At 60.5% G+C, this 16,149-nt stretch carries 15 protein-coding genes; 11 read left to right on the top strand and 4 right to left on the bottom strand.

The window, feature by feature from the left end:
• Positions 1 to 21: 21 nt before the first annotated feature.
• On the bottom strand, positions 22 to 804 hold the full coding sequence (locus J3P97_RS05670) for a PhzF family phenazine biosynthesis protein (RefSeq protein ID WP_434673657.1): 783 nt from the start codon (positions 802 to 804) through the stop codon (positions 22 to 24).
• Positions 805 to 988: 184 nt separating this feature from the next.
• Positions 989 to 1,459: a Cys-tRNA(Pro) deacylase gene (gene ybaK, locus J3P97_RS05665; protein WP_305496364.1), complete on the bottom strand. Its 471-nt coding sequence runs from the start codon at positions 1,457 to 1,459 to the stop codon at positions 989 to 991.
• A 323-nt stretch (positions 1,460 to 1,782) separates the two neighbouring features.
• Between ybaK and J3P97_RS05660 the strand changes: the two genes are divergently transcribed.
• The 11 genes from J3P97_RS05660 to J3P97_RS05610 all read left to right on the top strand — a co-directional run bounded on the left by J3P97_RS05660 (position 1,783) and on the right by J3P97_RS05610 (position 14,421).
• Positions 1,783 to 2,634: an MIP/aquaporin family protein gene (locus tag J3P97_RS05660; RefSeq protein ID WP_434602968.1), complete on the top strand. Its 852-nt coding sequence runs from the start codon at positions 1,783 to 1,785 to the stop codon at positions 2,632 to 2,634.
• 76 nt (positions 2,635 to 2,710) lie between these two features.
• Entirely contained in the window at positions 2,711 to 4,216 is a 1,506-nt protein-coding gene (gene glpK, locus J3P97_RS05655; RefSeq protein WP_305496365.1) for a glycerol kinase GlpK, read from the top strand.
• Between the two features lie 96 nt (positions 4,217 to 4,312).
• Positions 4,313 to 5,068 (top strand): DeoR/GlpR family transcriptional regulator, encoded by a 756-nt coding sequence (locus J3P97_RS05650; RefSeq protein ID WP_434569608.1) that lies wholly within the window; start codon positions 4,313 to 4,315, stop codon positions 5,066 to 5,068.
• Between the two features lie 319 nt (positions 5,069 to 5,387).
• Positions 5,388 to 6,926: a glycerol-3-phosphate dehydrogenase gene (glpD, locus tag J3P97_RS05645; protein ID WP_434673656.1), complete on the top strand. Its 1,539-nt coding sequence runs from the start codon at positions 5,388 to 5,390 to the stop codon at positions 6,924 to 6,926.
• A 446-nt stretch (positions 6,927 to 7,372) separates the two neighbouring features.
• Positions 7,373 to 8,287, top strand: coding sequence for a glutamate/aspartate ABC transporter substrate-binding protein (locus J3P97_RS05640; protein ID WP_434569609.1), 915 nt, complete (start codon positions 7,373 to 7,375; stop codon positions 8,285 to 8,287).
• Between the two features lie 188 nt (positions 8,288 to 8,475).
• Complete coding sequence (locus tag J3P97_RS05635; RefSeq protein WP_434569610.1) at positions 8,476 to 9,222, top strand: amino acid ABC transporter permease; 747 nt, start codon at positions 8,476 to 8,478, stop codon at positions 9,220 to 9,222.
• Positions 9,222 to 9,893 carry an amino acid ABC transporter permease gene (locus tag J3P97_RS05630; protein ID WP_014339892.1) on the top strand — a complete coding sequence of 224 codons (672 nt, stop codon included), beginning with the start codon at positions 9,222 to 9,224 and terminating at the stop codon, positions 9,891 to 9,893. Before J3P97_RS05635 ends, J3P97_RS05630 begins: the two co-directional genes overlap by 1 nt.
• Positions 9,890 to 10,624, top strand: coding sequence for an amino acid ABC transporter ATP-binding protein (locus tag J3P97_RS05625; RefSeq protein ID WP_014339893.1), 735 nt, complete (start codon positions 9,890 to 9,892; stop codon positions 10,622 to 10,624). Before J3P97_RS05630 ends, J3P97_RS05625 begins: the two co-directional genes overlap by 4 nt.
• Positions 10,625 to 10,839: 215 nt before the next feature.
• Complete coding sequence (locus J3P97_RS05620) at positions 10,840 to 12,741, top strand: sensor histidine kinase (protein ID WP_434673655.1); 1,902 nt, start codon at positions 10,840 to 10,842, stop codon at positions 12,739 to 12,741.
• A 44-nt stretch (positions 12,742 to 12,785) separates the two neighbouring features.
• The gene (locus tag J3P97_RS05615) at positions 12,786 to 14,066 is read left to right on the top strand and encodes a sigma-54-dependent transcriptional regulator (RefSeq protein ID WP_305501337.1); all 1,281 of its coding nucleotides are present in this window, start codon (positions 12,786 to 12,788) and stop codon (positions 14,064 to 14,066) included.
• Positions 14,067 to 14,091: 25 nt separating this feature from the next.
• Positions 14,092 to 14,421 (top strand): GlpM family protein, encoded by a 330-nt coding sequence (locus tag J3P97_RS05610; protein WP_187293334.1) that lies wholly within the window; start codon positions 14,092 to 14,094, stop codon positions 14,419 to 14,421.
• Positions 14,422 to 14,430: 9 nt separating this feature from the next.
• Here J3P97_RS05610 and J3P97_RS05605 read toward each other — a convergent pair whose 3' ends face one another.
• Together J3P97_RS05605 and J3P97_RS05600 are read right to left on the bottom strand one after the other, a co-directional pair.
• Positions 14,431 to 15,045 carry an NAD(P)-dependent oxidoreductase gene (locus J3P97_RS05605; protein ID WP_434673654.1) on the bottom strand — a complete coding sequence of 205 codons (615 nt, stop codon included), beginning with the start codon at positions 15,043 to 15,045 and terminating at the stop codon, positions 14,431 to 14,433.
• A 194-nt stretch (positions 15,046 to 15,239) separates the two neighbouring features.
• A complete protein-coding gene (locus J3P97_RS05600) occupies positions 15,240 to 16,118 on the bottom strand; it encodes an MBL fold metallo-hydrolase (protein ID WP_434673653.1) in 879 nt (292 codons plus the stop codon).
• Positions 16,119 to 16,149: the final 31 nt, after the last annotated feature.

Raw genomic sequence — 16,149 nt, 5'->3', positions numbered from 1 at the left:
TCCATTGGCTTGAGTGCAGATTCACCCCAGCGTCAGCGTACCACTAGCCACCAACGTCGCATCCCCGCCAATCTTCACCCGCTCACCTTCCAATCGGCAAAACAATGCCCCGCCCCTCGCCGAGCATTGATAGGCCGTCAGGCCATGTTTGTTCAGGCGTTTGGACCAGTATGGAATCAAGCTGCAATGAGTCGATCCGGTTACCGGATCCTCGTTGATGCCGATCGCCGGGGCAAAATAGCGCGAGACAAAATCGTGCTTGCTTCCCGGTGCGGTAACGATCGCGCCCGGCCACGGCAGCTTCGCCAGGGCCGCCATGTCCGGCTTGCAATCGAGCACTGCCTGCTCCGACTCCAGCACCACGAACAATTCGTTGCAACTGAGCACATCCACCGCCTCGACACCCAAGGCGCTCTGGACCGCCAGGGAGGCGCCCAACTCAGTCGGCACGATGGCCGGGAAATCCAACCACAACCGATCGCCTTCACGAGTGACACTCAACGCTGCGGACTTGCAGATGAAGTCGAGTCGCTCGGCCGGTTCGTGGTAGACCTCGAACAAGACATGGGCGCTGGCCAATGTCGCATGCCCACACAGCGGCACTTCGGTGGTGGGCGTGAACCAGCGAATGTGCCAACGCTGATTCTCACGTACCAGAAAAGCGGTCTCGGCCAGGTTGTGTTCGGCGGCAATTTTCTGCATCAGTTCATCGGCAAGCCAGGCATCGAGCCGATAGACCATCGCCGGGTTACCGCCAAACGGCCGGTCACTGAACGCATCGACTTGATGAAACGCGAGCTGCATGGCACTTCTCCTTTTTTATGGATGCGCGAGCATGAGCTGCCCGGACATCGTTTAGCCAGTGACAGATCAGCAGAATTTTCACCCTACAGCGCACATGAAATCTGACGCCCAATCGATCTTGAAGATTCAAATCATTCTGGCGAGGGAGCCTGCTCCCGCTTGGGCGCAGCGGCCTCCAACAGGCTCAGGCACGCCCGATATCAGCAAAGATCGCTCCGGTATGCTCCGCCAGTACCGCAGGCGCCAGTTCCACTTCCAGCCCGCGCCTCCCCGCGCTGACGAACATGCTGGCCAACGGCTGCGCAGAATTGTCGATAAACGTGCGAAGACGCTTTTTCTGACCCAGCGGGCTGATCCCGCCCAGCAAATAGCCGGTCGAACGCTGCGCGGCGGCCGGATCGGCCATCTCGACTTTTTTCACTCCGGCCGCATGAGCCAGGCCTTTCAGATCCAGGCTCCCGGCCACCGGCACCACGGCCACCAGCAATTCGCCTTTTTCGCTGGCCGCCAACAGGGTCTTGAACACCTGCGCCGGATCCAGACCGAGTTTTTCAGCCGCCTCCAGCCCATAGGAGGCAGCCTTCGGGTCATGTTCGTAACTGTGGATGCGATGTTCGGCGCGCACTTTTTTAAGCAGGTCCAATGCGGGGGTCATGACGGCTCCTGACAAGGAAAAAGCAAAAGAGTGGCGCGGATTCTAAGCGATCGGCAATGAAAAGGCGTCGTGAGCCTACTGGGATGATCTCCCTGCAGGGAGCACAGCGAAACATTCACGTGACGAATAATCCAAATATGACCGACGGTTCACTTTCGACCTTTGACACCAGCGTTTCTTGTCTATATTTTTTCGAAACTGAAAGCCGATTTACCTGTCTCAAGCAGCACCCGAGACCCGGATGGGGATCCTGGTCTCGGCGAAGAATGTGTCTTCAAGGTTTATCGAAGGCACCAGACAAGAACAAAAACACCGAGGTTTGCATGACTACCGCTTTACAACAGCCCACCCTTTCCAGCCAATGCCTGGCCGAATTCCTCGGTACCGCCCTGCTGATTTTTTTCGGTACCGGTTGCGTCGCGGCGCTCAAGGTCGCGGGCGCGAGTTTCGGGTTGTGGGAAATCAGCATCATCTGGGGTGTCGGGGTCAGCATGGCCATCTACCTCAGCGCGGGTATTTCCGGCGCCCACCTCAACCCCGCCGTCAGCATCGCCCTGTGTATTTTTACCGATTTCGAAAAACGCAAATTGCCCTTCTATATTGTCTGCCAGGTGGCGGGGGCATTCTGTGGCGCGCTCTTGGTCTACACGCTGTACAGCAATCTTTTCTTCGATTTCGAACAGTCCCGGCAAATGATTCGTGGCACCCAAGCCAGCCTCGAACTGGCTTCGGTATTCTCCACCTACCCGCACCCGGCGCTCTCCACCGGCCAAGCCTTTCTGGTGGAGGTGATCATCACTGCAATCCTGATGGGCGTGATCATGTCCCTGACCGACGACAACAATGGCCTGCCTCGTGGTGCGCTTGCGCCGCTGCTGATCGGCCTTCTGATCGCCGTGATCGGCAGCTCGATGGGACCGCTGACAGGCTTCGCGATGAACCCGGCGCGGGACTTCGGTCCAAAATTGATGACTTTCTTCGCTGGCTGGGGTGAAATTTCCCTCACGGGCGGGCGTGACATCCCTTACTTCCTGGTTCCGATTTTCGCGCCGATAGTGGGTGCGTGCCTGGGCGCTGCCGCGTATCGCGGATTGATTGCCCGACACCTGCCGGGTGCCAAGGCTGCTACAAAGGATGCAGAACCGGCCATTGACGGCAAGCCAAGAACTTCCTGAAACAATGGGCGCATGCCACTGCCCTTCAAGCATGCGCCATGGCTTCATCCCAAACACACGTCCCAAGGCAATCGACATGACTGACTCAGAGAACAAAAACTACATCATTGCCCTCGACCAGGGTACGACCAGCTCACGCGCCATTATTTTCGACCGTGACGCCAACGTGGTCTGCACCGCCCAACGGGAATTCGTCCAGCACTATCCGCAACCGGGCTGGGTCGAGCATGACCCCATGGAAATCTTTGCCACGCAAAGCGCGGTGATGGTGGAAGCCTTGGCTCAAGCGGGTTTGCATCACGACCAGGTCGCCGCAATCGGCATTACCAACCAGCGCGAAACCACCGTGGTCTGGGACAAGTCCACCGGCCGCCCCATTTACAACGCGGTAGTCTGGCAATGTCGACGCAGCACCGAAATCTGCCAGCAACTCAAGCGCGATGGCCACGAGCAGTACATCAGTGAAGCCACTGGCCTGGTGACCGACCCCTACTTTTCCGGCACCAAGCTCAAGTGGATCCTCGACAACGTCGAAGGCAGCCGCGAGCGCGCGCGCAACGGTGAATTGCTGTTCGGCACCGTGGACAGCTGGCTGATCTGGAAATTTACCGGCGGCAAGGTCCACGTCACCGACTACACCAACGCCTCTCGCACCATGCTCTTCAACATCCACACGCTGGAGTGGGACGCGAAGATGCTCGACATCCTCAACATCCCTCGCGAGATGCTGCCGGAAGTCAAATCATCCTCGGAAATCTACGGCCGGACCAAAAGCGGCATCGCTATTGGCGGCATCGCCGGCGACCAACAGGCCGCCCTCTTCGGCCAGATGTGCGTGGAACCGGGCCAGGCGAAAAATACCTATGGCACCGGCTGCTTCCTGCTGATGAACACCGGTAACAAAGCCGTCAAATCCAACCACGGCATGCTGACCACCATCGCCTGCGGTCCTCGCGGCGAAGTGGCCTACGCCCTGGAAGGCGCCGTGTTCAACGGTGGCTCTACCGTCCAGTGGCTGCGCGATGAACTGAAAATCATCAACGACGCCCTCGACACCGAATATTTCGCCAACAAGGTCAAGGACAGCAACGGCGTTTACCTGGTGCCAGCCTTCACCGGCCTCGGCGCACCGTACTGGGACCCCTACGCCCGTGGCGCGCTGTTCGGCCTGACCCGTGGCGTGCGTGTCGATCACATCATCCGGGCCGCGCTGGAATCCATCGCCTACCAGACCCGCGACGTACTCGACGCCATGCAACAGGATGCCGGCGAACGCCTCAAGTCCTTGCGCGTGGACGGTGGCGCCGTGGCCAACAATTTCCTCATGCAATTTCAGGCCGACATTCTTGGCACGCAGGTCGAACGCCCGAAAATGCGCGAAACCACTGCGCTCGGCGCGGCATACCTGGCTGGCCTGGCATGCGGTTTCTGGGGCAGCCTGGAAGAGTTGCGTGGCAAAGCGGTCATCGAGCGCGAGTTCGAACCGCAGCTGGATGAGCAAGCCAAGGAAAAACTCTACGCAGGATGGAAAAAAGCCGTCAGCCGCACGCGCGATTGGGAACCCCACGAAGACGCTGAATGACAGCTGAGCCGAGGATGATGAGGATCTGAAACTGGTCGGGAAAGGATTCCTGCGGCATCATGGGCAAATTTTGTACGGCAGCCCAAAGGAAGCCCCATGAATCTGCCTCCCCGCCAGCAGCAAATCCTTGAACTGGTCCGCGAACGCGGCTATGTCAGCATCGAGGAAATGGCGCAGCTATTTGTCGTCACCCCGCAGACCATCCGCCGCGACATCAATCAACTGGCGGAAGTGAACCTGCTGCGCCGCTACCACGGCGGCGCCGCTTACGATTCCAGCGTGGAAAACACCGCCTACGCCATGCGCGCCGATCAGATGCGCGATGAGAAGCAACGCATCGCCGAAGCGATCGCTGCGCAGATTCCCGACCACGCCTCGCTGTTCATCAATATCGGTACCACCACCGAATCCATCGCCCGGGCGCTGCTCAATCACAACCATTTGAAAGTCATCACCAACAACCTGCACGTGGCATCGATCCTCAGTGCCAAGGATGATTTCGAAGTCCTGATCGCCGGCGGCAACGTGCGCCGTGACGGCGGCGTGGTCGGTCAGGCCAGCGTCGATTTCATCAGTCAGTTCAAAGTCGACTTCGCCCTGGTGGGCATCAGCGGGATCGACGAGGACGGCAGCCTGCTGGATTTTGACTACCAGGAGGTCCGGGTCTCCCAAGCCATCATCGCCAACGCCCGGCAGGTATTGCTGGCGGCGGATTCCAGCAAGTTCGGCCGCAACGCCATGGTCCGCCTGGGCCCGATCAGCCTGATCGATTGCCTGGTGACCGACCAACAACCGGTGCCGGCCCTGGCGCAGTTGTTGAGCCAGCACAAGATTCGCCTGGAAGTGGTCTGACTTCACCCCCGATCCCCTGTGGCGAGGGAGCTTGCTCCCGCTCGGCGGCGTAGCCGTCGCAAATCGGCCTGATGGGGTTAGCCTGAAGAAAAACGCAGGCCTGCTTGGGACGGCTTCGCCATCCAGCGGGAGCAAGCTCCCTCGCCACAAAAGCCCTCCTCAACTCCTTTTTGTTCGAAAATTTTCCTTTCAGCGTACTTCGATCAGTATTTTCAATCGGATTCGACTGGCTGTTGCTGTGCTTATGGGCTAGTATTTTCGCAAATGAACATTTATGTTCGAATTCAAATATTTCGAAAAAAGAACCCGAGGCCAGCCGATGCCCAATTCCACCTTGCCTATGCCCCCTCTCGCTGAAATCTATGACGTCGCCGTCATCGGTGGCGGTATCAATGGTGTAGGGATCGCCGCGGATGCTGCCGGTCGCGGTCTTTCGGTGTTCCTTTGCGAAAAGGACGATTTGGCCAGCCACACCTCTTCGGCCAGCAGCAAGCTGATCCATGGCGGCCTGCGTTATCTCGAACATTACGAATTCCGCCTGGTACGTGAAGCACTCGCCGAACGCGAAGTGCTGCTGACCAAGGCTCCGCACATCGTCAAGCAGATGCGCTTCGTGTTGCCCCATCGCCCGCACCTGCGTCCGGCCTGGATGATCCGCGCCGGCCTGTTCCTTTATGATCACCTGGGCAAGCGCGAGCAGCTCGCCGGCTCCCGGAGTCTGAAATTTGGCGCCGACAGCGCATTAAAAAGCGAGATCACCAAAGGCTTCGAATACTCCGATTGCTGGGTCGATGACGCCCGGCTGGTGGTGCTCAATGCCATGGCGGCGCGAGAAAAAGGTGCGCATATCCACACCCGCACCCGTTGCGTCAGCGCTCGGCGCAGTAAAGGCCTGTGGCAATTGAACCTGGAACGTGCCGACGGCAGCCTGTTTTCAATCCTGGCCAAATCGCTGGTGAACGCCGCCGGCCCATGGGTCGCCAAGTTCATTCGTGATGACCTGAAGATGGAATCGCCCTACGGCATCCGTCTGATCCAGGGCAGCCACCTGATCGTGCCAAAACTCTACGAAGGCGAGCATGCGCACATTCTTCAAAACGAAGACCAGCGCATCGTCTTCACCATCCCGTATCTGAATCAATTCACCCTGATAGGCACGACCGACCGCGAATACACTGGCGATCCGGCCAAGGTGGCAATTACCGAGGGCGAAACCGACTACCTGCTGAAGGTCGTCAATGCGCACTTCAAGAAACAGATCAGCCGCGACGACATTCTGCACAGCTATTCCGGTGTCCGGCCTTTGTGCAACGACGAATCCGACAACCCTTCCGCCGTGACCCGGGACTACACCCTGGCGCTGTCGGGCGGTGGCCAGGAAGCTCCGTTGTTATCGGTGTTCGGCGGCAAACTGACCACGTACCGCAAGCTTGCCGAGTCGGCGATGGCCCAGCTGGCTCCGTACTTCACCCAGATGCGCCCGAGCTGGACGGCCCTGGAGACCTTGCCCGGCGGCGAGAACATGACCACGCCACAGGCTCTGTGCTCGGCAATCCGCGACAAGTTCGACTGGCTGCCCACCGATATCGCCCGCCGCTGGGCCACTACCTATGGCAGCCGCACCTGGCGCATGCTCGAAGGCGTCCACAGCCTTGCCGACCTGGGCGAGCACATCGGCGCGGGCCTGTATACCCGGGAAGTCGACTATCTGTGCAGCGACGAGTGGGCCATCGACGCCGAGGATATTCTCTGGCGTCGCAGCAAGCTGGGCTTGTTCACAACCGCCGCTGAACAGGAAAAGCTTCGCACGTATCTGGACAAGGTCGAGCACAACCGGCGCAAGATCGAAGCGGCCTGAGTGCGACCCGCGAAACCAGAAAGCCCCTGAATCCTACGATTCAGGGGCTTTTTATTGCCTGGAATGCACCGCAACTCCCCTGTGGGAGCGAGCCTGCTCGCGAAGAGGCCATCCGCTTCACAACTGATGCAACTGAGAGACCGCCTTCGCGAGCAGGCTCGCTCCCACAGGGGTCGATGGGTTCTCAAGCCATTCGGTTTTCCGAACACGACCCGACGGTCAGTTCGGCAAACCGGATAAACAATCGGCCAAAAACCTGAAACAAAACATTAATTTCTTTTAAAAACATAGTGTTAACCAATCGCCACTGGCCTGGCACGAGTCATGCTCTACACTCGTGGAGACGAACGCCTGTACGCCAACACAACAGGAGCTTCCAGGCATTCGAAGCACTCAGGGCCGGTGAACCGGCCGAATACAAAAAAAACAATGTCGAGGAAACATCGATGCGCATCGTTCCCCATCTTCTGGGCGCAGCCGTTGCTGCCGCTCTGATCAGCACTCCGGTCTTCGCCGCCGAACTGACCGGCACACTGAAAAAGATCAAAGAGTCCGGCGTCGTTACGCTCGGCCACCGCGACGCCTCCATTCCGTTTTCCTACATCGCGGACGCTTCCGGCAAACCGGTCGGCTACTCCCACGACATCCAGCTGAAAGTCGTCGAAGCCCTGAAAAAAGAGCTGGATGTGCCGAACCTGCAGGTCAAGTACAACCTGGTCACCTCGCAAACCCGTATCCCGCTGGTACAGAACGGCACCGTGGACCTGGAGTGCGGCTCCACCACCAACAACGTCGAGCGCCAGCAACAAGTCGCCTTCTCCGTTGGCATCTTCGAGATCGGCACCAAGCTGCTGTCCAAGAAAGACTCCAAGTACAAGGATTTCGACGACCTCAAGGGCAAGAACGTCGTGACCACCGCCGGCACCACGTCCGAGCGCCTGCTCAAGGCCATGAATGCCGACAAGCAAATGGGCATGAACGTCATCTCGGCCAAGGACCACGGCGAGTCCTTCCAGATGCTGGAATCGGGTCGTGCCGTCGCGTTCATGATGGACGACGCGCTGCTGGCCGGCGAAGCCGCCAAGGCCAAGAAGGCCGATGACTGGGCCGTCACCGGTACTCCGCAATCCTACGAAATCTACGGCTGCATGGTGCGCAAGGGCGACGAGCCGTTCAAAAAGGTTGTCGATGACGCTATCAAGGCCACCTACGCGTCGGGCGAGATCAACAAGATCTACGAAAAATGGTTCATGCAACCTATCCCGCCAAAAGGCCTGAACCTCAATTTCCCGATGAGCGACGAACTCAAGAAACTGATCGCAGAACCGACCGACAAAGCGGCTGACGAAAAGAAATCCTGATTTCTGACTAACCTTACCTCCTGGAAGGGCCCGGCCCTTCCAGGAGTGTGTCATTCCCTGCTGGAATCAAAGGAAACACTCGAAACGGCGAGTCGAGCCGAGAGTGTGTGCCCGATCGTCAAGATTGGGCGGGAAAGGACTTCCCCCTGCAGATATTTGTACATCGATCGATCTGAGGGGAGACCCTGATGAATTACAACTGGGACTGGGGCGTGTTCTTCAAGTCCACCGGCGTGGGCAGCGAGATCTATCTCGACTGGTACGTGGCCGGCCTGGGCTGGACCATTGCCATCGCCGTCGTCGCCTGGATCATTGCCCTGCTGCTGGGCTCGATCCTGGGTGTGATGCGCACCGTGCCGAACCGGCTGGTGTCGGGCATCGCGACTTGCTACGTGGAACTCTTTCGTAATGTGCCGCTGCTCGTGCAGCTGTTCATCTGGTACTTCCTGGTGCCGGACCTGCTGCCCGCCGACATGCAGGAATGGTACAAGCAGGACCTCAACCCGACCACCTCGGCCTACCTGAGCGTCGTCGTCTGCCTGGGCCTGTTCACTGCCGCACGGGTTTGCGAGCAGGTGCGCACCGGCATCCAGGCGCTGCCACGCGGCCAGGAAGCCGCCGCCCGCGCCATGGGCTTCAAGCTGCCACAGATCTACTGGAACGTGCTGCTGCCCCAGGCCTACCGGATCATCATTCCGCCGCTTACCTCGGAATTCCTCAACGTCTTCAAGAACTCCTCCGTGGCCTCGCTGATCGGCCTGATGGAGCTGCTCGCGCAGACCAAGCAGACCGCCGAGTTCTCGGCCAACCTGTTCGAAGCCTTTACCCTGGCGACGCTGATCTACTTCACCCTGAACATGAGCCTGATGCTGCTCATGCGCATGGTCGAGAAGAAAGTCGCGGTGCCCGGCCTGATCTCCGTGGGGGGTAAATAATGGAATTCGACTTCACAGGCATCATCCCGGCCATTCCCGGTTTGTGGAACGGCATGGTGATGACCCTCAAGCTGATGGCCCTGGGCGTCGTTGGCGGGATCATCCTGGGGACGATCCTGGCGCTGATGCGCCTGTCCCACAACAAGCTGGTCTCCAACATCGCTGGCGCCTACGTCAACTATTTCCGCTCGATCCCGTTGCTGCTGGTCATCACCTGGTTCTACCTGGCGGTGCCGTTCGTGCTGCGCTGGATCACCGGTGAAGACACGCCGATCGGCGCGTTCGGCTCTTGCGTCGTGGCGTTCATGATGTTCGAGGCGGCTTACTTCTGCGAAATCGTCCGGGCCGGCGTGCAGTCGATCCCCAAGGGCCAGATGGGCGCGGCACAGGCACTGGGCATGAACTATGGCCAGGTCATGCGCCTGATCATCCTGCCCCAGGCGTTTCGCAAGATGACCCCGCTGTTGCTGCAACAGAGCATCATCCTGTTTCAGGACACCTCGCTGGTCTACACCGTCGGCCTGGTGGACTTCCTCAATGCTTCGCGGGCCAATGGCGACATCATCGGCCGCTCCAATGAGTTCCTGATCATCGCAGGTCTCGTGTACTTCACAATCAGCTTTGCCGCCTCGCTGCTGGTCAAGCGTCTGCAAAAAAGGTTCGCCGTATGATCTCTATCAAGAACATCAACAAGTGGTATGGGGACTTCCAGGTACTGACCAATTGCAGCACCGAGGTCAGCAAGGGTGAGGTTGTGGTGGTGTGCGGGCCGTCGGGTTCGGGCAAGTCCACGCTGATCAAGTGCGTCAACGCGCTGGAGCCGTTCCAGAAAGGCGACATCGTGGTCGATGGCACCTCCATCGCCGACCCGAAGACCAATCTGCCGAAACTGCGTTCGCGGGTGGGCATGGTGTTCCAGCACTTCGAATTGTTCCCGCACCTGACCATCACCGAAAACCTGACCATCGCGCAGATCAAGGTGCTGGGCCGCAGCAAGGAAGAAGCCACCAAAAAAGGCCTGCAACTGCTTGAGCGCGTCGGCCTGTCCGCCCATGCCCACAAGCACCCGGGCCAGCTTTCCGGCGGCCAGCAACAGCGTGTGGCGATTGCCCGTGCGCTGGCGATGGACCCGGTGGTGATGCTGTTCGACGAACCGACCTCGGCCCTCGACCCGGAAATGGTCAACGAAGTGCTGGACGTGATGGTGCAACTGGCCCACGAAGGCATGACCATGATGTGCGTGACCCACGAAATGGGCTTCGCCCGCAAAGTGGCGAACCGGGTGATCTTCATGGACCAGGGCCAGATCATCGAGGATTGCGAGAAGGAAGAGTTCTTCGGCGACATCAGCGCCCGCTCCGAACGCGCACAGCATTTCCTTGAGAAAATCCTGCAGCACTAAGCGTCGCCTTCTTTAGACGCGCTTGCCCTTGTGGCGAGGGAGCTTGCTCCCGCTGGGTCGCGTAGCGGCCCCAAATCCGGCAAATGCGATGTATCAGGCATACCGCATTAGCCGTTTTGCGACTGCTTCGCAGCCGAGCGGGAGCAAGCTCCCTCGCCACGGGACCGCGTTTGAAGGGCAATCGCCGCCTCACTGGTTGACCCAAGGCTTCTGTGATGAAATGCGACCCCACCCTCTATCGCGCCGCGCCGCCATCACTCGCCGTGAAACCCCGCCTGATCCGCCACCTGTTCCTGCCGCCGCTGGTCATTGCCCTGATGATCGGCCTGGGTTACCTCGGCTTCTGGATCAGCGAGCACTACGGCATTCGCGGCCTGGCCGAAAATGGCGAGCGCCAGCTGGAACTGCATGCCCGGGCGGTGGAAAGCGAGATCAGCAAATACACCTATCTGCCCAGCCTGCTGGAGCTTGAATCCAGCGTCTCGAAACTGCTCGACGACCCGACACCCGAGCACCGCAAGACCGTCAACGAGTACCTCGAGGGCCTGAATCGGCGCAGCCGTAGCCGGGCCATCTATGTCATGGACACCACCGGCCGGGTGATGGCCACCAGCAACTGGCGCGACGTCGACAGTTACCTGGGCGAAGACCTGTCATTCCGCGCCTACTTCCAGAACGCCGTTCGCGGCCAGCCGGGACGCTTCTACGGCATCGGCAGCACCAACGGCGAGCCGGGCTACTACCTGGCCCATGGGCTGGAAGAAAGAGGCAAGATCATCGGCGTGGCCGTGGTCAAGGTGCGTCTCGAAGCCATGGAGGAACGCTGGCAGCGAGCACGCCTGGAAGCCTTCGTCAGCGACGAGAACGGCATCATCATCCTCTCCAGCGATCCAGCGCGACGGCTCAAGTCCGTACGGCCGCTGAGCGACGAAACCAAGGAACGCCTGGCCCGCAGCCTGCAATACTACTGGTTCCCGCTGAACGAACTGATCCCCTTGGCCCGCGAGCAACTGGCCGAAGGCATGGAGAAGCTGACCTTCCCCGCCAATACCGAAATCGCCGCCGACCAGCAGGCCACCAGCTACCTCTCGCAAACCCGGCCGTTGAGCGACACGCCGTGGAATTTCACCTTGCTCACCCCGCTTGAAGACCTGCGCCGCCAAGCGATCAACCAGGGCATCCTGGTGGCCGTGGCGTTTGCCCTGGTGGCCTTCCTGCTGATCGCCTGGAACGAGCGGCGCAAGGTGATTGCCACCCGCCTCGCCGCCCGCGAAGCGTTGCAGGAAGCCAACAACCAGCTCGAACGTCGGATTACCGAACGCACCACCGATCTGCGGGCCAGCAACGAGCGGCTCAAAGGCCAGATCCGCGAACGCCGGCAAGCGGAAGAGACCCTGCGCCGCGCCCAGGACGAACTGGTACAGGCCGGCAAGCTGGCGGCCATCGGCCAGATGTCCACCAGCATCGCCCATGAACTCAACCAGCCGCTGGCTGCGTTGCGTACGTTGTCCGGCAACACGGTGCGCTTCCTGGAGCGCGGCCAGCTGGACATTGCCAGCGCCAACCTCAGGACCATCAACGACCTGATCGACCGCATGGGCCGGATCACCGCCAGCCTGCGTGCCTTTGCCCGGCGCGGTGACGACAAGGGCCGGGCCAGCCTGGGCAAGGCCGTCGAGGCCGCGCTGCAATTGCTCGGGGCGCGTCTGGAAAAGCTTGGGGTCCAGACACAGACAGCTTTCGAAGACGTCCAACTGCAAATCGACCAGACACGCCTGGAGCAGATCCTGGTGAACCTGATTGGCAACGCCCTGGACGCGATGCAAGTCCAACCCGAGCCAAAACTGTGGCTCGCCGGTGAGATCAGCGATGGCAAATACCGCCTGCGGGTGCGCGATAACGGCCACGGCATCGATCCACAGGCACGCAAGCATCTGTTCGAACCTTTCTTCACCACCAAGCCCGGCGAACAAGGCCTGGGTCTCGGCCTGACGCTTTCGGCGAGCCTGTGCGCCGCCGCGGGCGGGCACCTGGGCGTCGAGCACCCGGACGATGGTGGCACCACGTTTGTCCTCAGTTTACCGTTGGTAAGCCTTTCACCTGCCGAGCCGCTATGAACAACGACCTGAGCGTTCTGATCGTCGAAGACGACCCCCATGTCCTGTTGGGCTGCCAACAGGCCCTGACCCTGGAAGACATTCCCTGCGTGGGCGTGGGCAGCGCCGAAGAGGCCCTGGAACGGGTTGGCGATGATTTTGCCGGCATCGTCATCAGTGACATCCGGCTGCCGGGCATCGATGGGCTGGAACTGCTGACCCGGCTCAAGGCCCGCGACCGCAGCCTGCCAGTGGTGTTGATCACCGGCCACGGCGATATCTCCATGGCCGTCGGCGCCATGCAGAAAGGCGCCTATGACTTCATGGAAAAACCCTTCTCTCCCGAACGCCTGGTGGACGTTGCCCGCCGCGCCCTGGAGCAACGCAGCCTGGCCCGGGAAGTTTCAACGCTGCGCAGGAAACTGGCCGAACGCGATTCGCTGGAAGGCCGGATCATTGGCCGCTCGCCGGCCATGCAGCATTTGCGAGCGCTGATCGCCAACGTCGCCGACACCTCGGCCAACGTATTGATCGAGGGCGAAACCGGTACCGGCAAGGAGCTGGTCGCCCGCTGCCTGCATGATTTCAGCCGACGCCACGACAAACAGTTCGTCGCGCTGAACTGCGGGGGGCTGCCGGAAAACCTGTTCGAAAGCGAGATTTTCGGTCACGAGGCCAACGCCTTCACCGGTGCGGGCAAACGCCGGATCGGCAAGATCGAGCACGCCGATGGCGGCACGCTGTTTCTCGATGAAGTGGAAAGCATGCCCCTGCCCTTGCAGATCAAGCTGCTGCGGGTGTTGCAGGAACGCACCCTGGAGCGCCTGGGCTCGAACCAGAGCGTGGCCGTGGATTGTCGCGTGATCGCCGCCACCAAGTCCGACCTCGACGAAATGGGCCGGGCCGGGCAGTTCCGCAGCGACCTGTATTACCGCCTCAACGTGGTCACCCTGGAACTGCCGCCCCTGCGCGAACGGCGCGAGGACATCCTGCAACTGTTCGAGCATTTCCTCCAGCAATCGTCCCTGCGCTTCGACCGCACGGTGCCGGAGCTGGACAACCAGACCCTGTCGAACCTGATGAGCCACGACTGGCCGGGCAACGTACGTGAACTGCGCAACGTCGCCGAGCGTTATGCCCTCGGCCTGCCGGCTTTCAAGAAGTCCGGCGCGAGCGCGGGCAGCCAGGGCCTGGCTTTCGCCGAAGCAGTGGAAGCCTTCGAGCGCAACCTGCTGGTGGACGCATTGCAACGCAGCGGCGGCAACCTGACCCAGGCCAGCCAGGAACTGGGCATGGCCAAGACCACGCTGTTCGACAAAGTCAAAAAATATGGCTTGAGCCACTGACCGGGGACGCGAACCTGTGGATCTGATTTTCAAGGCGGCGCTTGGCGCAGCCGTAGTGGTCATCCTGGCGATGCTCGCCAAGACCAGGAATTATTACATTGCCGGGCTGGTGCCGCTGTTTCCGACGTTCGCCCTGATCGCCCACTACATTGTCGGCAAGGGCCGCTCGGTGGACGACCTGAAGACCACCATCGTGTTCGGCATGTGGTCGATCATTCCGTACTTCGTCTATCTTGCGACGCTGTACGTGATGGTCGACCGCATGCGCCTCGAAGCTTCATTGGCCGTAGCAGCCGTCGCCTGGCTGATGGCGGCGACGGTGCTGGTCAGCGTCTGGGTGCGGCTTCACGGCTGATCCCCGCGATCAATAGCCGACGGTAAACCGCGTCCGTGAAAACTGCGGCGTTTCGATTTCATCGATCATCGCAATGGCGTAATCGGCAAAGCTGATCCAACTGCGTCCGGCCTGGTCGAACAACAAGTGATCCTTGCCGACACGGAAATGCCCGGTGCGCTCGGTTTCGACGAACTCCGCCGAGGGCGAGAGGAAGGTCCAATCCAGGTCCTGTTCCTTGCGCAACACGTCGAGGAACAATGCACCGGCGCTGGCTTCGGCCAGGTATTCCTCCGGGAAGCCCTCGCTGTCGATCACACGGCTGTCATCCGGCAGCAACAACGAACCGGCACCGCCCACCACCAGCAGACGCTTGACCCCGGCAGCTTTCACCGGAGCGATGACCTTATCGGCAGGCACGGTGGCAAAGTGCGCGGCGCTGATTACCACGTCATGGCCGGCGACTGCTGCGGTCAACGCCTCGCTGTCCAGTACGTCCAGTTGCTTGCTGACCACGCCGGCCCGCTCGCCGATCTTGGTCGTATTGCGGGCGATGGCCGTCACGCTGTGGCCGCGTCGCAGGGCCTCTTCCAACAGCTGGCTGCCGGCCCGGCCGGTGGCGCCAATGATTGCGATTTTGCTCATGGTGTTCTCCTATGGTTATTCGTAGGGATTACTTCAACGTGGCGAGGGAGCTTGCTCCCGCTCGGCTGCGAAGCAGTCGCAAAAACGGCTCATGCGGTGTGTCAGGTACTTCTCATTTGTTGCTATTGGGGCTGCTGCGCAGCCCAGCGGGAGCAAGCTCCCTCGCCACAAAAGCCCCGGTCAAAGGTTGAGGGTCACCACTTCATCTCGCCCTTCGCGACCTTGGCGCTGAGTTCCAGCGAACTGTCCTCCCCCAGGTTGGGATAGCGTAGTTTCATCGCGGCGATCAGCGCGGCGGAATCCTTGGCCTTGGCGGTCTCCTCGTCGAAGGCCTTGATGTAGTCGGCGGTGAAGCGCACCGGCTTCAGGGAGCGGGCACTTTCACCCAGGTAATGGCCGGGGATCACCGTGGCCGGTTGCAGTTTTTCAATGCCCGCCAGCGTCGCCAGCCAGTCCTTGTGGGATTGCGGCGTCTGGGTATCAGCCATCCAGACGTGAATGTTTTCTGCCACCACCACGCCGCCAACCACTGCCTTGATCGATGGAATCCAGACAAAGCTGCGGTCCGGTTGCGGGCCGTCGAGGCCGATGATCTGCAAGCGCTTGCCCTCCAGCGTCAGGCTGTCGCCCTTGAGTACCTGGGGCACGAGCGTCTTGGCCGGTGCATCGGCCTTCAGGATCGGCCCCCAGTATTTCAACTTGCCGTCGGCGGTGTGCTGGATGTGCTCGACGGTCGCTGCCGACGCGAGCACCTTGGCTTCAGGGAACGCTGAGGTCAGGGTTTCGAGGCCGAAATAGTAGTCCGGGTCGCCGTGGCTGATGTAAATCGTGGTCAGCCGTTTGCCGCTGGCGCGGATTTTCTCCACGACCTGCTCGGCCTGGGCCTTGCCAAACTGGGCGTCCACCAGGATTGCCTCCTTGTCGCCGCTGACCAGAACCGAAGTCACCGGGAAAATCGCCGCGGCGCCGGGGTTATAGACATCGAGCGTCAAGTCGCCCGCCCAGGCCTGGGCGGTGAAGGCCAAGGCGGCGGTCGCCAGCAGCAGGCGTTTGATTGGGGTGAATCCGGTCATGTTGTGCTCCGTCGTCCAAGGGTCCGCAAGG

The sequence above is a fragment of the Pseudomonas sp. R1-15 genome (assembly GCF_051132085.1).
Lineage (GTDB): Bacteria > Pseudomonadota > Gammaproteobacteria > Pseudomonadales > Pseudomonadaceae > Aquipseudomonas.
This window is presented reverse-complemented; position numbering and strand designations above follow the sequence as displayed.